Consider the following 20,435-nt stretch of genomic DNA (forward strand, 5'->3'; position numbering starts at 1 on the left):
GGCGGTGTGAACTGCCCCAGCTGTCACCTCGCCGCCCACAATCCACGCCATCCTGTGATTCCAGTCCAAAATGGTGCAGTTGCTGTGCTTGCCTGTGAGGACCATCAGTCACAGATTGTTGACCGCTTCCAGACCGGACTCGGCACACAGCAACAGCTCACAACCTCGCTCAACACGACATAAACTCGATAGTGGCTGGTAGCGCGAGCAAGGCGAATCTGGACATTATCTTTCTCAAATCGCTGCGCTACACAGACAACGGATGAGGTCAAGAGAAACGCCCTTGACGTCACTCGTCGAGCGGGAGCCGCTTGGTCACCTCAGCAAAGGCCACATTCGATTGCACATCGTGAACTTCGATAGCCACACGCTCACCGAGTTCCGCCTCGGGGACGATGATGACATACCCCCGTTCAACTCGCGCGATTCCATCACCTTGCTCGCCAATATCTTCGATTTCGACCCGACGCGTCTCCCCTTCTTCGACTGGCGGCCCCTGTGTTTCATTCGATTGTCTGCCAGCGTCCCGTCGTGGCGGACTTGATTCAGTTGGAAGGAGCGCGACCCGATACGTCTCACCAGCTTCTATGTTACCGATTTGGATCTCGTTCTCGGGAACGTCAACCACGAACGACTCACTATCCTCCTCAATCTCAGCCGAAAACAAACACTGTAGTTGTGGCGGAATATCCATTTATGCAGACAACCTCGTTTGTTGGGACGTCACCGGCTGTCTATTTGAGTCTACTGCCACGGATACTGTTCACGGCGCTCGTAGTAGTCCGTAATCTGCTGGTTGAATTCGCGTTCGTGGGGTAACGGCTCGCCTGCGTGGACATCCTCGTACGAGACCCCCTCGGGCAGCCACTCACGAGATGACTCCTGATTCGTCTCACTTGCAACGTCGTCGACGAACCGCGGTTGCCCACACGCGTCACAGGCCCAGATCGACCGGCCGACCACTGGATACGAACCAATCCCGTCTCTGCCAGCAAAGGAGTGTGGCGCCGGTTCCTGACACGCGACACAGTAGAACGTCGATGCAGTATCCACAGACTCCCCGGCAGCATACCGCTGGACGACTCCGGGCACGATCCAGTAGTTTTCATCATTCTCTGCGATTACCGCCTCCAGCGCTTCGAACTCGCTATACTTCTCTAACCCATCGCCGTCCTCGACGAAAAGTACTGGCTCGGTCTCGACATCATTCCACTCGGTTTTCTCGACAGCGGTCGAGAAGATTGTCTGCCCCACGACTGCATCAACCCGGACAGTATCTGGAAGTGCCGGCCATCCCGCGGTCAACTGTGGAGCTGGCTCGGTGTCGAAGTCTGCCCGACATTTGACCTCAGCACGCGTTTCGGCGTCGGTCGTCAGATCGTCACTCACTGCAAAGGCCGCAGCCCCAAGCGCCCGCGCATGGTACTTGCTGGTAGCCTCGACAACCGCGATGACAACGCGACCGAACGACCACTCTTCGGTCGTCTCGCCACCTTCGACTATTGACTCGGCAACACCGTTCTGGGCGCAGAACGGACACTGCGGCCGGCCGTCGGGCGTCTCTCGCCAACAGGTCCTACAGGTCCCGGAATCAGCCGCTACACCATCGTCTGGATAGTTCCCGGAAAGCGCCTCTCGATTAGCACTCGCTGTCTCGGGATCCGAACTGGCAGTCCCACGGATATCAGCCGGGTCAAATTCGGGATTCCGATCGGTCACACATATGGATGTTCTCGTCTTCATTGATAAACGCCATCCCACCGCGGTGCCGCAGAAAACACATCGATAGCGGGGGGTTAGTTAGTGTGCTTACAGACGATTCACTATCGTTGAGCTGTTTCCAAATCCCTCAGAAAAGAGCGTCTCTATACGAATCTACCGAGGTATAGTTTCAAATGCCGAGATACGTATAGTCATCTGACAAATCTTATGTACTGTCCGTTAGTGAGGGGACAACATGGGACAACCGAGTAGCACGATCTCCGAACAAGTCGTCCAACAGGTAGCGACAACGACCAATAGCGACATCACTGAGCTGCCGCCACTGCATGACACTATCAATCCGAATGCTTTAGAGACGACTGTCGAACAGATGTCCGGCGGAAGAATTTCATTCGGTTATGCAGGACACGAAGTGACTGTCGACGAAAAGGGCGCAATTAGTCTTGAAGAGCAGCCTGTTACAGAGCAATATGAGCACACTTGACCGAGAAACGGTCCTACCGAACATCCGATTGTTGTCTCTCTGGACTGAACGGCCCTGAGAATCTATTATACACCCTTCATGGAGAATATTACTGGCGAGGCTCGACGTCGAACGTCTGCAGATGCGACCACAGACGTGCATAGGCCCCCTCGCCTGCGTTGCTCACACAGGGCCGATTCCATTGGGCGTTGCGAGGATTCTCCCCGCTGCGAGCCCACTTTGTCGCCGTGAACTCTCGGGCTACACGTTCGCCCTCGGTCGTCCGGTACACGGCTGCAACCACAGGCGTCCCATGATTCTCCGCTTCATAGGCGACCTCAACCGAATCATGAGTAGCATCGAACCGGGACCAGCCCGCATACTCAGCCGGCGGATCTGCGGCGAAGGCCTCAATCTCCCGGCGTTCTTTCTCGGCTGCGACAGCATCCCGCCAGGCTTGCTCGATATCGTCGAATTGAGATTGTTCGATTGTCTCTAGGATATCTGCACCAATGCAGTCACTTGCCCACGCCAGCACGGTTTTGGCCTTCTTCACTCGCTCGTCGGACTCCCCCTCGAGACAGCCGAAATTCCGCTCTCGAGGCGAGAGAGCGAACATCATCTGCCGCCAATAGCCCGGATCGGCCGCTCGGTCTTCGTTTCGGTCGGGCGCCCACTCAGCCATCGACTGTCGAATGTCTTCGTGATGCCCCAGGCCAGTCCGATGGCCGCCGGCAGAGAGCACTCGTTCGGCGAGATCAATCATCTGCTCGGTCTCGTCAGCAGGCACGTCCTCGGGACGGTCGACGTCGACGTAGAAGGGCAAGCCGTGTTCGGCGACAAGCACTCGGTCGATATCGGGACCGATGGGTGCTTCTTCGAGGAAGGTCGGTTCGACTCCGTCAACTGATTCGGCGTGCATCTGTGGAATGCCTCCACTCGCTGGAGGTCGCACAAAATCGACGAGCGACGAACCTCCCTCAGATCTCGGCTGGAATGTCGATAATTGGTGTTGTTGAAATCCACAGAAGAGGATCTATTCTGACTTGACGTGGTCAATATAGGGGAATGAAATAACGATCTTCGCCGTTTTTCGCAGAAACTTTTAGTTGGTATTCTTCTCGCCGAATTTTGACCCTTTCCTCACAACGTGTTCGTCTCTATTCCACCTCACGAGTTCTTTTGCTTCTAGTTCTTCGAGTGAGAGGTGCTTCAATTGAAGGCGGAGTTTCGCCACATCTTCGTCGGCAGAAGGTGGTTCGTTACGGGGTGTATCCCTCGGTATGCTATTCTCGGTCATGAGATGCTATACTTAGGTTCTGAATTCGGATTAACCCCGAAGGTTTTCACGCAGATTTTTTTTTTGATTAACCGAGTGACTGCCAGTAGCCTGTACTCAGTACGCAACCCTAACTACCGGCCGTTTCACGCGAGAGAGTGTCTGAAAATAGGGTCCAACAAAGCCTGATAAATATAGTACTGCCACTTGTCGCGTGTTGCTATAGCTCGCCTTCGTCGTCCTGTGACGGTTGAATCGCTCGCAGCCGGTCGCTGTACGCCGCTTCGTACTTTGCGAGCAGCATCTCGAACTCTTCGAGGGCATCTGCTGCGCTGTCGCCTTTCCCCTTGATCGTGATGTTGTCCTCGTCACGAGTGCCTGTGCCACGTTTGAGCCGTGCTTCGATACTGGCTCCGATGTCTGTTCGTTCGACGCGTTCGATGTCGTCTGCGGTGGTATCGTCGGTCATGGATTGTTTCGGGACGTGTTTGAACACGCCCCGCACCCACCGGGGGTGCAGAAAATCGCGGCTGGGTTAGCGGTCACCGTCGAACGCCAGGAGCGACGCCTGCTCGCCGTCGGGTAGTGTCGAGGGAGGAATGGACGGACTGCTCTCGGACTGTCCTGCAGCGTCGTCCGTGTCGCTCCTAGGTGGTGTCTCCTCGGCCCCAGTCATCGCGTCTCGAAGGGCTGCTACTTCGTCCTCGTCGAGTTCACGCACGGTGCCACCGAGTGACGAGAACGATGTCCGCCACGCCCGCTGGTACTCGACGGTCAAAGAATCGCCCTGAATCACGTAGGCATCGAGATTGAAGAAACAACAGTTCAGTGCCGTCATCTTCGCACAGAGCGGGTCTTTGTCCTGCCCGACGAACAACGCCTCGGGCTGCTTGCGCCCGGCCATGAGAAGCATCCGTCCGCTACCACATGCGGGGTCCGTGATTGTCGGACGTTGATTGTCGCGAGACTCGTCGACGACGTCAGTGAGTTCGACCAGCATCTCGCAGACGGAATGGAGCGTGAAGTGCTGGCCGAATGCATCGCTCCCCATCCCGTACTCCTCGTAGACCGAGCCGAGGACATCAGCGTCGGTGGCGGCCATTCGGTCTTGAAGCTGACCGAACGCTTTCGAGAAGAGATCGCCCGAACGCTGCCCGTCGGGCTGGTCCATATCGGCGCGGTCACGATATCTGTCGACGATATCCCGGTACGGGTCGTCCCGTCGCTGCAGGGCGTACAGCATGAGGTCGACCCAGTCCTCGAAGACCGTGTGGTCACTGTGACCGCGCTGGCGAATCTGGTCGAGCATCGCGACGATCCCGTCGCACTCTATCTGTGGGGAACTCATGGCTCTCTCACCCAGCAGAGAGCGCAGAGAATTCAGCGGTCACTGGACTTGACGTCGTAGCGCTCCTCGACGAGCGACCGATAGGTGGCGTGGTTCTCAGAGTCGGTGTCATCACAAGCAGCGGGCGCTTTGGCGATGACACTCGCAAAGTTCGACTCGGGGGTCCAACTGGTCCCTTCGTGAGTCGCGTCCCATTCACGAACGGCGGCCTGCTGCCCGTCACGAGTGACGTACAGCACACGTAGCGCTGGTCGCTCTCGGTTCGGTCCGGCGACAGGCGCGTTGGTTTGCCGATTGACTGTCCATTCCAGGAGGAGGCCACCCCGACACTGAATCGCGTACAGTGGCTGTTCATCCTCCCCGACTGGTTCTTCCTGGCCCTTTGTCGCCCAAGACTCGGGCAAAGCTCGGTTGTCAGTCTCGTCTTTCCAGCGCCATTCGAGCGTCGTGCCTGATCGCTGTGTGCTACCCATGGCTGGTCTCTCTCACCCACCGGAGAGTGCACAAAATCGCGGAGAAAAGCTCTCTATCGTAACTTTCTTGCACTATGAGGGACGAGTACACACCACAGCGGACTCACCATGAAAACAGCCGAGTCCCCCACCCCGACCAGCGATTCCACCAGCATCGAGACCTACGTCGCGGTCCAACCTGACGGCACTCGCGCTCTCGACTTTCCGGCCATTCGGGAAACCCGACCGATAACGTGGAGCGCCGCCCTCGAAGCGATCGTGACTATCGAACACGGCGGCCGACCAGACCTGTTCGTCGTCACGCTCGACGACAGCCATCCAGCGAACTGTAGCCTCGCTCAACAACCAGCAGGCGACTATGCAGGCTGGTGCAGTTGTGGCGACTTCACAGAGACCGGAGTTTGCTCCCATCTCTGTGCCCTTCGACAGCGGGCAACCCTCAATGGCGTCGCTATCCCGAGCAGAAAGCCGTGAGCTGTGAGGTATTGGCTCTGCTGTCTGAAGTAATCGGAGAGACGAACTCCCACGAAGATAGAACTGCACTCATGTTGGGCCTCCCTTCTGGAAAGTGAGAGAACCGCACTGGCCGGACCTTATTCGGATCCAGACAGCATCCCACTACCAAACTCGCACCCTTGACCAACGGTCACTATTGCGGCAGCGACCGTGTCTCTGAACGCACGGTTGATTTCGTGCAACTATCGCTAAGCGAGAATGTATTAAAACTCTATTGGCCGTTCGGTCGCTTAGCAGCCGTCCAGTCGACTCTCAGAGGCTAGAAGAGCTACTGAGAATTAGGCATTACAATCCATGCTGCGCAGCTAATTCACAGGAAACGCTCAAATTGCAGTTCGAGAAGCCCACCAGAAAACATTTACCGAGTGCCAATCCATGGCACGTACGGTTCCAGCACTGACGTCGACCGTTCGTCGCCTTGATATGTGAAACGGGGCGACGCCGCCCTCACTGGGAGTTGCTGGCTCCCATGGGCCTCCCTTCGAACGTGACACTACTGCATCGTAAGCTATGCGGCAGCAATCTGCTGAAGCCGCTGGAACCATGTTCGAAGCGTCTTCACCGAGATATCCACCGCATCACTCAGCGTCGTCTGTGTCAGTCGAATATCGGCGTGCTCACTTGCTAGATACACACACGATGCGGCGATACCGACTGGACCACCGTTGATCTCCGCAGACTCAGATGCTCGTTCTGCGATCTGGGTTGCGTCTCGCTTGACCGAGATCGGAATATCTCTTGGTAGCTCGGAGAAGACCTTCGATACCCATTCGACCGGCCGCTGGACGGGAATCGGAATTTCCAGTTCAGTCTGGAACGCCCGATATGCAGTCCACACTGCCTGTTTCGAACAGCGGGCTTTCGCCGTGATCTCATCCATCTGGACGACCGTGTTGCATCGACAGGCGGTGTAGACGGCTGCTGCCGCCCCGCTCTCAATCGACCGTCCGACTAGCAGGTTTGCGTCCTGTGCCTGCTCAAAGAGCTTCGACGCTTGCTTACGAACTGATTGTCCGTACTCTAGTGCGCCGACCAGTCGCCGAATCTCGCCCAGCCCATGCGCCAGGTTCCGGTCTCGCTTAGACTCGAACTTCGACCGACCGTGTAGCCGTCGCTGACGATTGAGTCGCCGGCGTTTCTGCGACGACAGATCTTCCTCGCCGGCAAGTCCGATTTCGGTAGACAGACCGCCGTCATGCATCGTCACGGTCTGGGGCGCACCAGTCCGCTTGCGCTCTGCACGGTCGAACGACCGCCACTCGGGTCCGTAATCAACAGGTGAATCCCCAACGACGAGCCCGCACGATTCACAGTGGGTCTCTTGATCGGTCTGTACGAGGTCGCCGTTACATTCGGGACAGCGCTGTATCGGGACGCTCGACTCGTGTCGCTGGACAGTTTGTGAAGACATTGAAAGACTCCTCACCCTCTGTGGGAGGCATAAAATTCGCCGAGAGTCGACTGCCTACGCATCGGGCAGTCGGCCGTCGGGTCGTGGGACCAACCCAGTTCGAATCTCGATGTCGACCCGCCGAAGATGCTTACAACGAGACGCCTCATCCGGACAACTACACGTCTCTTCGAGTACGTCTACCATGTACACACTGTCTAACTCTGAATACACCTCGTACCGGCCGGGCTTCTGCAGGAAGGAAACATCGATAGCCTCGCGTTTCGCTCGCTTCGTTCGTGGATCGTCGCCGGGTTCGACTGTGAACGGACCGTTGCCTGACTGAGTGACACTGCTGTTGTCGGCTGTGACCTGGGCGACGCCACCGTCGGGGACTGCCCGTGTTGAGTTGGCGTCGACGTGCAACCCGAATTGGTCATCCAGCGCATCCTGATTCGCCCACTCGGGAATTGGCCGCTCGCCGATGACGAACGCGACCCGACGGCGGTGCTTACAGGTAACAGACGGCCGATGCGAATCGTCCGGACACTCACAGCGTCCCTCGGCCATATCGACCAGATATTCCGACCCTGACGAGGAGACGACTAGATACAGGCCCGGCACGTTTCGGACTCGCCCAACTGAATCCAGTACGGACATTACTTCGGTCAGCGCAGCGACTGTCCGGTCGTCCACGTCGGCATGGTTACTGGTCATCGGCGACCTCCAGGACAGCAACGGTCGTGAGCGATGCTTCAAGGATGGCGATAGCAGTGGACATTGGTACAGGCGATGAGCGTTCTTTCTGGAACGCCCCTCACCCCACTGGGGCGCACAAAATCGCCGTCTGAAGCACTCAGTCAGGAATCAGACTCGCCCAATAACTGCTCGTGGACATCGGGATTCACAACGGTCGCAACACCTTCGACGTCGGTCAGTCCGTACTCCTCCCGAAGCAGATCGTGAATGTCGTTCGCGATGGCCGTCGCTTCGTCGGGGACCGATGGCTCATCCGCGTGAACCGGGATATCGTCGGGGCCAATTCCATGGACCTCGATGAAGAGTCGCTTGTCACTCATCGCCGTCACCCCGCCGGAGTTCACGAGCTCGTAACCGAAGTTTGTCCTGAACGTGCGTTCGGTCCTGATGCTTCGTTTCGTAGGCCAGATACGCCTGAATCGTCTCGATGGAGTCCATACAGCGAATTCCAGCCAGAATCGGCTGGAGCTGGTCGCTCGACAGGAGTCGTTCGGGCGGGAGATCTTCCAGAACCACGGCGTCGGTATCACCGCTCATACCCGCATCTCCTGCTGGTCCCACGTCGCGACCGTTTCGGTGATAGCGTCGACGACGGTTCGAACTCGCTGTCGGAGTGGTGCTTGCTCAGCAACGTCGACGTCCAACTGTACTCGGAGTGCCAAGATATCCGGCGTGGTGATCCTCTCCGATTGCTGAGCGACAGTCCGCAGAACCTGTGCTTCGAAATCGGTCTCCGGAGTCCGTTGCATTCGAACCGTCTCTGTGACCGACTCGACAGATACCTTTTGCTGATTGGGACACGATCCAGAAGGTCGCCGAGGTCGAGACTCTTGTTGGGACATCCTCTCGCTCTCCAGAGGCGCACAAAATCACGGATTGCTGAATACCTGAACAGCAGAATGAACGGGATTGATCGCGATCCAGTCTCTGGTAGTCGGCTAGGAACAAGATACGGTTTCGACTGTCAGCTGGCAGTAATAGAGGACAGATATGCAGAGTGATTCATTCGCGGACGGAGATAATCACCGTGCAGGCTACAGCCTTCGATTTTTGACCGTGATGGTTACTATCGGCAGCCTCACTTTACTCCAGTCGATTCGAGGTCTGTTCTTGGTAAAACCTCGGATGACGTCTTTGAATGTCCTCGCCGTACTGTTTCTAAGAGGTATCGTATGCGTCGGATTCGCGTTCCGAGACCTGTATCTCCGAGTGAAATACTGATTTCTCGACGGTGCAGTCAAGCAATACCAACGATTAGGTGGAGTAACCAATCCAGAATTCCCCACAGGTAGTCGATTATAAGCCCACTCCTCAGTGCTTCGAAGTAATGAAGCATAACCGTCAATAACGCCGCCTGGTTTAAGAGCCTACGTGTAGCGTGGTGTAAGTAATACGCTACTCTGCGGGCCAGAGTCGGCGACAGACCGGGACTGCGACTACGAGTCCGACGGCGTGCATCTTGAGTAGATCAGGATGTTCCCCGCGATGACCGGACCGGTGGTCGCCATCTCGAAGCCGTATCCGAGACCGCCGGCAATAGTTCATCCAAGTGTGGCTCCTGACCCTCCGGTGGCGATGAGCATCGCAAAGAACAGGAGTGAAATCCCGATTCCGACGACGGGTCTGGTGATTACTGCGCCTATACCTACCGCTATCAGTTTCTGTTTCCTGTTCGCGTTCATGATTGAGTATTCGAAAGAGTCACTCATCGGTCCTAGCGCTCTCCGCCTGGCTCGCCCTCAAATACTTCGCCCGAGACCTGTGCACGGCGATGTTCGGCGGCGATGGTAGCGACTTCGTCGGTTTGGTCGTGTGCCTCTTCATCAACTTGCTGCTGTTTGTCAGTACTCATGCTGAGCCTCTCACCCGCCAGAGGTGCACAAAATCAGGGCAGTCAAGTTGTTCTCTTGAAGCGGGTGGCTATGACTATTTCACCAAGATGCACCGCATCTCTTTCTGAATAGACTTGTATGAACCACAAACAGCCCTACTGAGCGGGTGCCCCCTATCCCTCTGAGCAATCATCTATTCTTCAATAATTATCGACCGGTTGCAAGATTTAAGTTACCAGATGTCGAATGCTTAGCAGATGGTCGAACCCGCTACTACCATCATGGGTGGGATGATCGGTGCCGTCATCGCCCTCCTCTGGAACGACCCGTATCGGAACAACATGGGCCAATACACTTCGCGTCAAAACGGATTCGCGAGTTGGCTCTCACAGGCAGCTGTTGGTGCGCTACTTGGAGCCGCACTAACGTCTGTGGTAATCGCGTTCGTGCTCACGAACCCAGCACTTGGCATCTTACTACTCATTGGGGGCATGTACTTCGTGTACACAACGAAAGTCGATCCAAGATAGAGAAACAGCTTGCCACCTAAGCCCTCCACTTCTTCCCGCGCTAGATCCAGCTACTTCAGAATTTTTCGTATCGGTACTGAACCCGACAGACCGATCTGCTGCCTAGAACTTCTTTCGACAAACAAGAAGTGTGAATCAGCTCAGTAGAGTTTTCAATATATTTGCTTAAAATTACCTTATTATTTATAGATGGAAATTAAACTATGTAGTGGGCTGTTACTCTTACAGATAGCTACCGCCCTCGATAAATCCACACCACTGTTTCCGTTGAAAAATACAGAGTGGTTGGGAGTGCGTGTTCATTCGAAACGAGGTGTGATAAAAGTCGCAACTAAAGATATCATTCGTCTTTAGCTAAGACTCACACCTCGGTTGCGTAGCGGTAGCGAGCGTCTCTTGTAAGATCGGTCGTTGTTGATGGATCTTCTGTGCATCTTCGATCAACCGCTCCAACAGCGGTGGTGGTGAGTAGCCAAGGAATTCACCGAGTTCGTGGAGGATGAGCTGGGCGTGCGACCGGAAGGTCGCCGCCCAGCGTTCTGGCGGGAACACGATCTCGTCGTCGGCTTGCTCGGTGACCAGATCCAACAGATCACGACTCACCAACAGCGACAGCAACGCTGCGTACAGCAGAATTTTCACGACATCCGGGTTGCTCGTGTCGAATTCATCCAGTTCGTACTGCGTCTTCAACTCACGGAACAGCGTTTCTACCTCCCATCGACATCGATACAACGTTGCTAGATCCGCCGGCAGGAACTCGTCTCTCGGCAGATTCGTGATGTAGAGATGGTAGTCGTCGGCGTCCGAATCGCGGACGCCGACGACGCGGAACCGCTTCGTATCCAGCGACTGAGTTCCCTCGTACTGACCCCGCTTGAACTCGGCTTCGACCTCTACGTCGATGTACTTCCGTGAGAGGTCAGTGATCACATCGTGGATCTGCTTGCCTTCCAAGGGAATGGCGCGGCCGCGCCATTCCCGTAATTCAGCTGTAATCACCGGATTCGCGCTCTCTTTCAGCCGACTTACGAAATAGCCGTCGTTCTCGTCGATCAACGCGAAGCGGCGGTACTTGAAATACGCTAGGTCGAACAGAACGAGCCGTCCTTGCAGCCACGACCCTGTCTTGAACAGCGTGCTGTCGTGCGTTTTCTCGTTAGTAACGTCGATCCGTTCAATCGTCTGGTCGGTGGCGTTGTGGAGCAGGTGGAGCTTCGCTCCAGCCTGCTCCTCGTGACGGGCTTGGAACTCATCGGAGAGGAACTCGTGCAACCGCAACACGGTTCCATCAGCGATCATCACGTCCCTGAATCGGTCGATATCAGCGTCAACAGCATCAGGAACAGCGACCTCGTCGAGGCCCCGCTCGACGAGGTCGCGGAGGTACTCTACGAGTGACGGCGTCAACCGTTGGTAGAAGCCGCCGGGAGAGATCGTCTCGTCAGCTGTGGAGTTGTAACTACGTCTGAACCCAGCAAGTGTTCGGCTTTCGCCTGCGGCGAAGCCGAACACGAGCGCCCACACGAGGACTGGTACCTGAAGCTTGCCCTCACGCTCGACCACGCCGAGTTCCTCGGCGTGCTCTTCGAGGAACTCAGATGGAAAAAGCGTAGTGAGTCGACGCATAATTCTCGATGAGGAGCGAGGGTTGTGCACAGACTTCTCCTCCTCATTCCTCTCGAAAAGTAGCCTCGATAAGCCGCCGCTGTCACGCGATTCTTCTCTTAGCTAAAGACGGATGCTAAAGATATTTGCAGCAGCCAGTAAGAGACAGGCCTCGTGGCTTAGTTCTCAATAGCTTCGATAAGATCAGCCGCCGTACTCGAAATCCGATCCAACCGGTCTCGAACCGTCGCCGGCGCATCCTCGTCCCACGCCGCCAGATAAAACGCCGAGTTGCCCGGGTCCAAGCCAAAGTGCCGACTGACGATGTAGGCCACCGCTTCAGCCTCGACCTCCAAGCGGGATTTCTTCTCGCCCGGCTCGCGCTCGAAGTGCATGGTTGCGTGGGCAAACTCGTGAATCAACGTACTCGCAAGATCCGCCTGGTTTTCGCGGTCGACCACCTCCACGACCGGATTCGTCGTCGTCGGACTCCGCCGTTCACACACCCCGCGTGCCGACCCGTGCTTCCACTCGTCGGGAGCAACGATAGTCGCATCAACGCCGATGGCGTCGGTCGCGGACAACAAATTCTCGACGAGACCGTCCGCATCACCATACGCTTCGGTTTCGAGGTCAGGCAACGGCTCCCCATCAGTCTGAGAGATATCGAACACCGAGGTCGGCCGGAATCCAACCAGCCCTCGGGACCACTCGTCGGGCTCGGTTTCGTCGTACTCACACTCCGTATTCACGTGATAGGACGGCGAGTTCCCGCACTCGGGACATTTGTTCGTGATGATGGGTGCCCAGATCCAGATCGCGTCCTCGCCTTGCTGGACGTGGCGGTCGAACTCCGTTTGCCACGTGTTGTACCCGGCGACCTTAGTCGCGTTAGGACACTGCAACTGGATGAGCAGCGTGTTCCGGGCCGAGTAGTCGTGGAACTTGCTCTGGACCTCAAGCCACTGCTGGAACTGCTCGCTGGCCTGGGCCTCGTCAGTTAGTTCGGCGAGGTCCTCGACCCACGCATCGAGCTGGTCACGCATGTCGTCGGCTCGCGTGTCCGAGTCGTCGAAGGAGTGCGTAGTTTGCTGGTGAGACGTCTCTGCGTCGGGAAGGTCGGTTTGGATTGTCGCCATTGGATTCTGTCGGGACGCACTCTCGGGTACGCCCCCGCACCTCCTCCGGGGGGTCAGAAAATCGCCGGCTGGGAGCTACTCGTCGTTTCGGGACTTCGCGGCCGCCCAGCCCACGTGGAAGTACGCGAGCGCTTGATTCGACTCGAACACCTCTCCCGACGGCGAATGAGCGAGTAGTTGCTCCGCTGGGATCACGTCGACCACTCCCTCGGCACGGAGGTCCTCGACGATATCATGTGCGAGCGACTCGTCGATACAGAGTGAATCCGTTCCCGTGTCGCAGTCGGTAGCTAGCTGGCGGCGCTCGAATCGTTCGTAGTCTGGGATAGTTTCGTCCATAATGTCTCGAGAGGTCGCCCCCTCACTTCGGCAGGGAGGCAGAAAACTGACTAACCAACAGTCAGTGAGTCATCCACCGAAGTGTTGGTTAGCGATACACCACTGTGTCCGGAGCTTTTCGCCCGAGAGCGCAGTCAGGTCGGCAGTTTCGGTGCGACCAGGAACTGGCAAATTCCCTCGGCGTCGGGGAATGGTGCGCTAATTCGCACGGGATTGTGCTGACCCACTTCCAGTTTGCGAGGGGACTCACCCGGCAGGGCACGGTCGATGGTGCGAAGCCGGCTCGTCTCGAACCGCGCCAGTGCGTCGGCAGGCTCGAACGCGACCAGTTCCTGGGATTCACGACGGTACACCATGCTATCGATGTCGCCGTCGGCGCAGAATCGAAGTTCCCCATCATCAGCGTCGACGTCGATTTCGACCCGTTCCGAGAGAACACTCGCGGCAGACAGCGCGAACGAAAGGTCTGACCGCGAGATGTGACACGTTGCCGGCGACTCGATTTCGGGGAGACTCGGCGGGGTTCTGATGGACTCGGTCGGGATAAGTTCGGTCGTCCGGGTGATTCCGTCGACATCGATTTCGAGTTCACTCACACTGGCGTTCAGCGTGAGTCGCCCAACGTCGTCTGCACTACCGACTGACAGCGCATCAGCGACGTGCTGAACGTTCACGCCGAGGACGCCCTCTGTGACGTCGAAACTGTCGAACGACGCTGCATCCACTCGCAGCTCGAGCATCGAAACACATTCGGCGTCGATGGCCCGCATTGCAAGCCCATCCGCCGAGACAGCTATCCGACATTGCTCGACGAGGCTGGCGGCCACCTCGAAGATAGGTTTGAGGACTGCAACGTCTGCTGCAAGGTCGAACTGCGTCGAGACTGACCCAGTAAAAGGCACAGACGCGTCGTCTAGCTCGGTATCTGTGCCTCCGTCGGGCGTATCGGGCGTCTCGGTTGCTGGCTCCTGTTCGTCGGCTGGCTGCTGCTGATCGGTACTCATTGTGGATTCCCTCGCCCATCGGGGAAGCACAAAATCGACACGCGCAGAGCGATGCGAACCGACGCTCTCGATCAGGGCACAACCGTCGCAATGCGGTCGGTGCGATACTCAACGGTCCACGTCCCATACGATTGTGTAAGTCGATAGGTCCGCACCGTCGCGACGTCTTCAAGAGCGCCAGCGGATGTCTCCCAGTGGAACTCATAGCCAGCGATGATGTCCCCGTCCTGTAGATACCCGACCGGATGCTCGGGCCCATCCCACTCGGCGACGATCGTCTCACCACCACGGGGCGGCTGGATACCTCGTCCGACGCTGCCCTGGATGCTCGATGGGTCGGTCGTCAATGACGCCAACTGTGCGAGGTCCCCGGCGCTGATCGCCCACTGCTCGTCGGCCTCGTCGTCGACGAAGACGTGCTGTGTCTCGCCGCGGGAGCGCTTGTACTCGACACCAGTGATCTGGCCGCCCAGCGAATCTTCAATGAGCCCGATAAACTGATGGACGCCGTCGAGGACTGTCTGGTTCTGTTCTTCAATCGCTACCGTACTGCTGTCAGTCTCGACCTTGGTCGTGAGCCGTCCTTCGCTAGGTCGGTCGACTGGCGCACAGCTACACAGCAGCGTGCCTTCGGGGCCAGTCAAGACCCACGGCTGGCGACCACAGGGAATGAGCGAATACTTCGAGGCAGAGTACCGGCCACCGCCAGTGAGCACGCGTAGTGCTTTCTCGACTGCGCTGCCATCGAAGCCATAGCCATACTGAGCCCCGAGTCCGTCGACGAACGTTACGTCTGTTTCGACACTGCTGAATTCGCCGTAGGTGTTCGGAATCGAATGCACTTCCTCGGTGCCGTACTGTCCAACGTGGGCTCCGACATCGCCATCGACGACCCAGCGAGTTTGTTGCTGGTGTGCTCGACCACCAGAGGTATGGATACTCGAGTATGGCCGACGAGTCGTGAGGCCCCAGTCGCTGTCGGGCTCACTCCACGCGACGCCCTGACGATCAGGTGCGGACGTGATGGTCGCACAGCGAGCAACGCTTTCGGCGCTCGGTGTGAGGTCGGTACTATCGCTACTGAACGCACTGAGTGGTGAGTCTGTCATCGGGATTCCTCCCCACCCGCTGAGAGGGCACAAAATCTCATCAAGAGACGAGATCTAACATCCACTGAGCGATTGTGGCAGACTCTCCATAGTGCTTCATCTTGGAGCTATAGCTGCTCGTCACGAAAAGGAACAGTGAAGCAACACACCGGTGTTTCCGGAGGTTCCGTAGCCCACCCCAATGTTTCCGGAGGTTCCAGAAGCCACCCCATTGCTTCCGGAGGTTCCAAAGGCAGGGCGCTGTTTCCGGAGGGGGTGAGAAATTAGTCGAAAAATCACAAGACAGTGGTCGAGTTAAGGGGGAAGTTACACACACTCCCCATTGTTTCCGCAGGTAGAGATGGAAGGATTGGCCGTGTCGTTTCTCAACCTAGATATTCCACTGCTAGTGCTCCTTCTTGTTTGCAGTACGGTTTTGGTTTTTCTCACTATAATATAAAGTTTTCTCTAGTGAGCTAGAGGTATAGAATTCGTCGGACACTCTTGACCCGAACCTGCGGAAACAATGGAGGGTGTGTGTCTCACCTAGCCAAATCTCTATGCCATCTTGCGGTTTTCACGTTTTCTGACGATCACCCGCGGAAACAGTGGTGCCCGTGCGGAACCTCCGGAAACGGTGGTGTCTATATCGCACCCTGGCGCGTTCAATATCTGAGATGAGCGCTTCCCTATCGCAAAATACCGCTATATTGAACCTCGGTTGCGAAGGCGGTGTCAAACCACATGAGCAGGCCGGCTGCCTTCCACATCACTATTTGAGCGAAACATGCTCCTCCTATCACTCAGTTCAATCCACTACCTGACCAAGTGTTGAACGCTCTTGTCAACTCCAATCGTATTGATAGTCTCATCGAGTGCTGCGAGTACCTCATTAGTTGGATGATTCAGCGAATGAATCTTGTACTGCCCTCCCGAGGAGTCGTGTTTCACCTGAGACTCGATAATATTTAACTCATCAAGTCGCCCGTAGTAGTCCCGTGCTCGACGTTCTGAAACGGGATCATGACCGACAATCTGTGCAAAATCACTATAGAGATCATAGAGAATGGATGATGTAACCTCGTCGTCCTCACGCTCTTCGAGAACTGCGAGGGCATACACGACGATCTTGATGTTTTCCGGGAGATCAGCTAAGACAGACATTGACCGTTCAATTTCGTATTCATCCATTGCTTCTTCGACGAGATCATCCGTGACGTAATCCTTTCCTCGCTCGCGAGCATAGTCACCAGCGATCCGAATCAAATCGAGAACCATCCGTGCATCACCACTGTTCTTTGACCCAAGGGCAGCCGCATAGGTGATCGCGGCGTTGGTGACGATATCATCGTAAAAGGCGATCTCAACACGCTGGCGGAGGACCTCTTCGAGCTGACCGGCATCATATGGCGGAAATTCGATGACGCGCTCACGAAGAGATGAGCGGACATCTGATGATAAATTCTCACCAAAGGCAGTATCGGTGCTAATCCCGATGAGGCCGAGTTTCGTCTCAGTGAGATCGCCATAGCTCGCTGCACGCGTAGCTTTGTAGAGGAATGTATCGATATTTGCCACGTGGTCAATTTCGTCAAGGACGATGAGAGCAGTACCCCCGATCTTATCTAGCTGATCAAAGAAAACAGAATAGACCTTACTTTCGGGATGCCCTGTTGAGGGAAGGTAATCCTCAGAATTTGGAATCAACTGATTTGCGAGTTCAATCGTTAGTTGGTACGACGTATTCACCCCTTCACAGTTGATATGAAGGACTGCAAGCTCTGTTTGGAGCTTCTCTGATGCTTCAAGTTGATTGAGTACCCAGTGAGTAACAGCAGTCTTCCCGACGCCGTTCTGCCCGTAGAGGAAGATATTATCTGGACTTTCCCCTTTGTAGACGGGCAGGAGGGCATTCATGTACTCTTCTTTCTTTTCGTCACGCCCAACAATTTCTGAGGGTATGTATTCATCGGCGAGAGCGTCGCGCTTAGCGAAAATCGCGCTCTCGGATAAATCATCGAAGGCTGAAGTCATAACGAGGCTTATCGTTAGTATGCCCCACTTGCGCACACCACAAAAAACCTGCGACCAGTATTTCCGCAGGTTCCGTAGGAGGGGGGTTAGTTTCCGTAGGCTAACCGCATAGCTATGACACCACCGTTTCCGTAGGTTCCGTACCACACCCCGTATTTCCGGAGGTTCTCCCGCTTACTAGCATCAATGGCTTCAGAGAACGGTTGGAAGGGAGGGATTCAGCATAGGCCGATTCAAGACATTCTTCGACAATACCCTTATGTATGACTGGAACGAAGTAATGACTAGAGAAAGTATGAGTAAAACAGAGTCTGAAAAGGTAGTCTCTGTCTCATCGCGCGGGCAAGCGACTATTCCCAAGGAGTTCCGAGAAGAGCTGGATATCGACACACCCGGTCGTGTGAAGTTCGTTCGCACCGAGGAGGGCGAAATTGTTGTCCGTCCCATCCACTCGGTCACAGACCTACGTGGGGTCTTGGAAGGGAAAACCGACGAACAGGGCCGTTCGGCAGTCGAACGGCTGCGAGAGGAACGGAAACAGGACAAGGCCAGTGAAGAGGAGTTGCGGCAGCGCTATGCCAGTGATGACGAGGCCGACGCATGACAGATGAGGCTACCATTCCTGAGACGATCGTCTTCGACGCCGAACCACTTGTCGCCTATTTTTGCAACGAACCCGGAAGTGACACTGTCGAGATGTATATTGACGCAGTCGAAGGTGCAGCCGATGGGTATATTTCCGCGATTAACCTCGCCGAGGTTCACTACATTGTGCGTGCAATCGACGGTGAGGAACGCGCTGACGCTGTCGTCGATGTCCTTGAGGAGAGCGGTATCCGTCGGGTTGACACCGAACAGACGTGGCCCGCGGCGGCCGACTTCAAATTCCGCTACTCGCCAGCACTCGGTGATGCCTTTGCACTCGGAACCGCAGCGCATGTGGAGGGGATGCTTCTTGTCGGTGCCGACGACGATTACGACGACGTTGCTGAGGTTCCAATCACTCGCTTCCGTAACGAACCAGCGTAGCGCACGCTATCGGCGTTCTGAGCACTTGTTTTCCTAATAATCTCGTTAAGAGATCTAGTGGTCTGTTACGCCGGCTCGACTGGTCCAACGTATTGACTCTTGATCTGTTCGCCTTCTTGTTACTGGTGGTAGGCGCCGCGATCGTCGATGGGTTTTGTTGTTAGCGTACCTTCTCGATGGGATGTCGGCCTTCTCACGCGCTATTTCGAGCGTCTCATCCTATACCTCTCCGTCGTCCTATTCGTCCGGGTCTAAAGGATCATCTTCGGAATCTTGTTCGGGTTAAGACTCGTCACCAAGGCCTCGACAGATTAGATTCTAACGAGCTGCAAGATCCGGACTTCGGTGGTGGGGACTCTCTTTTTGAGTACGGTTCAGACATCGACAGCAGATGTGTCCTCGATAGCACAGCGGAGAATATAGCGAAAAAGGTTACTTTGAACACGGCGGTTAGGGACTCGACACCTCTTGAAGTGTAGGCACATCACTGTCTCCGCTGTAAATCCCGAAGAGAGTACCTGTGCTACCGCAAACTGAGATTTTCGACTGTCTTAGTGAACTCGTCTCCCGACATGTTCTCAACGGCACTGATGCCCTCAGAGATAATCACAGGGTAGTAGTGCCGTTCCTTCTTGACTTGCCAGTCGCACTCGTACTGCATCCGGTCGAACTCCTTGTCGACTGGCTGCATCAATTCGTCGGGAAGATGAATGAGTTTACTATCCCAAGCTTGTTTATAGTTCTTAGCTGAATTATCTTGTTTAGTCTGTTTATCTTGTTTAACCTCCTTGTCTCGATTAGCTTGTTTATCTTGTTTAACTTCTTTAGTCCGATCATCCGGTTTATCGGATTTATCGGATTCAAAGCGCTGTCCTAACCGTTCAGACATCTCGTCTTTCGCTTCGTCACGGTCTTTCATCGCTGACCACGCTCCTGCTCGAAGTAGTCGGCGATGCGAAGCAGCTCATCAGTTTGGTCGCACTCCTCGTCGTGGCCGAAGATCGATACACCCGCGTTGAACGCGCGCTTGATAGCGGCCCGGTTCCGTATCTCGAAGACAGGAATATTCTCGGAAAACGTCTCGTCGAACCATTCCAGCATCTCTTTTTGCTCGCCGTCGAGCGGATAATCGACGTTGCTGACCACGAGCGCCTCTTCCTGGATGGCCGTCCCGAAGTTATCTTCGAGCGAATCGATTTGCTTGAACAGCAGTTCGACGGCCCGAATGCTCGTATCCTCTGCTTCAGCCGGTATGAGCACATTCTGACAGGCCAGTAGCGCGTTGTCAGTCAACAGTCCGAGCGACGGCGGGCAGTCTACAACCATGAAATCGTAGCCATCCAAGTCCTCCAATAACATCGATAGCCGTTCACGTCCTCGCATTCCGCTCACAAGCTCTTGCTCCAGCGAGAACATGTCGATGTTTGCAGGTAACACATCAAATTCGTCGTGAGAGATAACCAGATCGTCGACCTTGTGTTCGCTCGGCGATTTCAGCGCATCGTTCAGGTTCGGCGATGGTGCGGTGTATTCGTCGTCGAGGCCGACTCCACTAGTGAGGTATCCCTGTGGGTCTAAATCCACGAGAAGCGTTTCAGCGTCTCGTTCACTCATCGCCCCGGCGACGTTCAGCGCAATGGTGGATTTGCCAACCCCACCTTTCTGGTTTGATACGGCCAACCGATACGGTTTCTTTGCCATAGTTTGCTAAACCCTCTAAATCTGTTTAACAAGATAAATGCACTTAATGGTATGTCAGACGTTACAGCTCATAGGACAGACCGGACGACAAAACACTTATAGAGGCGATCAAGAACCCTCCCCTGAGGAAATCGTGGAGATGGTCAACCAGGGCGTGGTCCGTATCTTGACGCGGGCCAAG

At 55.7% G+C, this 20,435-nt stretch carries 26 protein-coding genes; 5 read left to right on the forward strand and 21 right to left on the reverse strand.

Features of this window, described 5'->3' with window-relative positions; genetic code table 11:
• Positions 1-289 precede the first annotated feature (289 nt).
• The gene (locus E4S61_RS21705; protein ID WP_394346466.1) at positions 290-628 is read right to left on the reverse strand and encodes a TRAM domain-containing protein; all 339 of its coding nucleotides are present in this window, start codon (positions 626-628) and stop codon (positions 290-292) included.
• 116 nt (positions 629-744) lie between these two features.
• Positions 745-1,719: a hypothetical protein gene (locus tag E4S61_RS21710; RefSeq protein WP_135306017.1), complete on the reverse strand. Its 975-nt coding sequence runs from the start codon at positions 1,717-1,719 to the stop codon at positions 745-747.
• 238 nt (positions 1,720-1,957) lie between these two features.
• On the opposite strand from E4S61_RS21710, the gene E4S61_RS21715 reads away from it, so the two are divergent.
• Positions 1,958-2,206, forward strand: a complete 249-nt coding sequence (locus E4S61_RS21715; RefSeq protein ID WP_135306018.1) for a HalOD1 output domain-containing protein — start codon at positions 1,958-1,960, stop codon at positions 2,204-2,206.
• Positions 2,207-2,294: 88 nt separating this feature from the next.
• Here E4S61_RS21715 and E4S61_RS21720 read toward each other — a convergent pair whose 3' ends face one another.
• The 5 genes from E4S61_RS21720 to E4S61_RS21740 all read right to left on the reverse strand — a co-directional run bounded on the left by E4S61_RS21720 (position 2,295) and on the right by E4S61_RS21740 (position 5,285).
• Positions 2,295-3,107: a hypothetical protein gene (locus tag E4S61_RS21720; protein WP_135306019.1), complete on the reverse strand. Its 813-nt coding sequence runs from the start codon at positions 3,105-3,107 to the stop codon at positions 2,295-2,297.
• 183 nt (positions 3,108-3,290) lie between these two features.
• Positions 3,291-3,485, reverse strand: coding sequence for a hypothetical protein (locus tag E4S61_RS21725; protein WP_135306020.1), 195 nt, complete (start codon positions 3,483-3,485; stop codon positions 3,291-3,293).
• Between the two features lie 199 nt (positions 3,486-3,684).
• The gene (locus E4S61_RS21730; protein WP_135306021.1) at positions 3,685-3,933 is read right to left on the reverse strand and encodes a DUF7389 domain-containing protein; all 249 of its coding nucleotides are present in this window, start codon (positions 3,931-3,933) and stop codon (positions 3,685-3,687) included.
• A gap of 66 nt (positions 3,934-3,999) precedes the next feature.
• Positions 4,000-4,812, reverse strand: coding sequence for an N-6 DNA methylase (locus E4S61_RS21735; protein ID WP_135306022.1), 813 nt, complete (start codon positions 4,810-4,812; stop codon positions 4,000-4,002).
• A gap of 32 nt (positions 4,813-4,844) precedes the next feature.
• The gene (locus tag E4S61_RS21740) at positions 4,845-5,285 is read right to left on the reverse strand and encodes a hypothetical protein (RefSeq protein ID WP_135306023.1); all 441 of its coding nucleotides are present in this window, start codon (positions 5,283-5,285) and stop codon (positions 4,845-4,847) included.
• Positions 5,286-5,393: 108 nt separating this feature from the next.
• Between E4S61_RS21740 and E4S61_RS21745 the strand changes: the two genes are divergently transcribed.
• A complete protein-coding gene (locus E4S61_RS21745; protein WP_135306024.1) occupies positions 5,394-5,759 on the forward strand; it encodes a hypothetical protein in 366 nt (121 codons plus the stop codon).
• A gap of 550 nt (positions 5,760-6,309) precedes the next feature.
• On the opposite strand, the gene E4S61_RS21750 is transcribed toward E4S61_RS21745, so the two are convergent.
• The 6 genes from E4S61_RS21750 to E4S61_RS25710 form a co-directional block, all read right to left on the reverse strand.
• Entirely contained in the window at positions 6,310-7,212 is a 903-nt protein-coding gene (locus E4S61_RS21750) for a transcription initiation factor IIB (protein WP_135306025.1), read from the reverse strand.
• Positions 7,213-7,266: 54 nt separating this feature from the next.
• Positions 7,267-7,908, reverse strand: a complete 642-nt coding sequence (locus E4S61_RS21755; protein ID WP_209309583.1) for an SWIM zinc finger family protein — start codon at positions 7,906-7,908, stop codon at positions 7,267-7,269.
• Positions 7,909-8,051: 143 nt separating this feature from the next.
• Positions 8,052-8,270 (reverse strand): hypothetical protein, encoded by a 219-nt coding sequence (locus E4S61_RS21760; protein WP_135306026.1) that lies wholly within the window; start codon positions 8,268-8,270, stop codon positions 8,052-8,054.
• Entirely contained in the window at positions 8,263-8,487 is a 225-nt protein-coding gene (locus E4S61_RS21765) for a hypothetical protein (protein WP_135306027.1), read from the reverse strand. The genes E4S61_RS21760 and E4S61_RS21765 overlap by 8 nt, the downstream gene beginning before the upstream one ends.
• Positions 8,484-8,699, reverse strand: a complete 216-nt coding sequence (locus E4S61_RS21770) for a hypothetical protein (protein WP_135306028.1) — start codon at positions 8,697-8,699, stop codon at positions 8,484-8,486. The genes E4S61_RS21765 and E4S61_RS21770 overlap by 4 nt, the downstream gene beginning before the upstream one ends.
• A gap of 965 nt (positions 8,700-9,664) precedes the next feature.
• Positions 9,665-9,802, reverse strand: coding sequence for a hypothetical protein (locus E4S61_RS25710; protein WP_167768617.1), 138 nt, complete (start codon positions 9,800-9,802; stop codon positions 9,665-9,667).
• A 237-nt stretch (positions 9,803-10,039) separates the two neighbouring features.
• Here E4S61_RS25710 and E4S61_RS21775 point away from each other — a divergent pair, with 237 nt between their 5' ends.
• On the forward strand, positions 10,040-10,312 hold the full coding sequence (locus E4S61_RS21775; protein WP_135306029.1) for a hypothetical protein: 273 nt from the start codon (positions 10,040-10,042) through the stop codon (positions 10,310-10,312).
• 354 nt (positions 10,313-10,666) lie between these two features.
• Here E4S61_RS21775 and E4S61_RS21780 read toward each other — a convergent pair whose 3' ends face one another.
• The 6 genes from E4S61_RS21780 to E4S61_RS21805 all read right to left on the reverse strand — a co-directional run bounded on the left by E4S61_RS21780 (position 10,667) and on the right by E4S61_RS21805 (position 17,560).
• Positions 10,667-11,941: an IS4 family transposase gene (locus tag E4S61_RS21780; RefSeq protein ID WP_135306030.1), complete on the reverse strand. Its 1,275-nt coding sequence runs from the start codon at positions 11,939-11,941 to the stop codon at positions 10,667-10,669.
• Positions 11,942-12,099: 158 nt separating this feature from the next.
• Positions 12,100-13,059, reverse strand: a complete 960-nt coding sequence (locus E4S61_RS21785; RefSeq protein WP_135306031.1) for a zincin-like metallopeptidase domain-containing protein — start codon at positions 13,057-13,059, stop codon at positions 12,100-12,102.
• 75 nt (positions 13,060-13,134) lie between these two features.
• On the reverse strand, positions 13,135-13,398 hold the full coding sequence (locus tag E4S61_RS21790) for a hypothetical protein (protein ID WP_135306032.1): 264 nt from the start codon (positions 13,396-13,398) through the stop codon (positions 13,135-13,137).
• A gap of 134 nt (positions 13,399-13,532) precedes the next feature.
• Positions 13,533-14,402 carry a beta clamp domain-containing protein gene (locus E4S61_RS21795; RefSeq protein ID WP_135306033.1) on the reverse strand — a complete coding sequence of 290 codons (870 nt, stop codon included), beginning with the start codon at positions 14,400-14,402 and terminating at the stop codon, positions 13,533-13,535.
• Positions 14,403-14,473: 71 nt separating this feature from the next.
• Entirely contained in the window at positions 14,474-15,511 is a 1,038-nt protein-coding gene (locus E4S61_RS21800; RefSeq protein WP_135306034.1) for a hypothetical protein, read from the reverse strand.
• Positions 15,512-16,306: 795 nt separating this feature from the next.
• Positions 16,307-17,560, reverse strand: coding sequence for a Cdc6/Cdc18 family protein (locus E4S61_RS21805; protein ID WP_135306035.1), 1,254 nt, complete (start codon positions 17,558-17,560; stop codon positions 16,307-16,309).
• Between the two features lie 259 nt (positions 17,561-17,819).
• Between E4S61_RS21805 and E4S61_RS21810 the strand changes: the two genes are divergently transcribed.
• Both E4S61_RS21810 and E4S61_RS21815 read left to right on the forward strand, forming a co-directional pair.
• Positions 17,820-18,128: an AbrB/MazE/SpoVT family DNA-binding domain-containing protein gene (locus E4S61_RS21810; protein WP_135306036.1), complete on the forward strand. Its 309-nt coding sequence runs from the start codon at positions 17,820-17,822 to the stop codon at positions 18,126-18,128.
• Complete coding sequence (locus E4S61_RS21815) at positions 18,125-18,553, forward strand: PIN domain-containing protein (RefSeq protein ID WP_135306037.1); 429 nt, start codon at positions 18,125-18,127, stop codon at positions 18,551-18,553. Before E4S61_RS21810 ends, E4S61_RS21815 begins: the two co-directional genes overlap by 4 nt.
• Before the next feature lie 523 nt (positions 18,554-19,076).
• Here E4S61_RS21815 and E4S61_RS21820 read toward each other — a convergent pair.
• Positions 19,077-19,472, reverse strand: coding sequence for a hypothetical protein (locus tag E4S61_RS21820; RefSeq protein WP_135306038.1), 396 nt, complete (start codon positions 19,470-19,472; stop codon positions 19,077-19,079).
• Positions 19,469-20,254: a ParA family protein gene (locus E4S61_RS21825; protein WP_135306039.1), complete on the reverse strand. Its 786-nt coding sequence runs from the start codon at positions 20,252-20,254 to the stop codon at positions 19,469-19,471. The genes E4S61_RS21820 and E4S61_RS21825 overlap by 4 nt, the downstream gene beginning before the upstream one ends.
• Positions 20,255-20,435: the final 181 nt, after the last annotated feature.

It is taken from the genome of Haloarcula amylovorans (assembly GCF_004681185.1).
Taxonomy (GTDB): Archaea; Halobacteriota; Halobacteria; order Halobacteriales; family Haloarculaceae; genus Haloarcula; species Haloarcula amylovorans.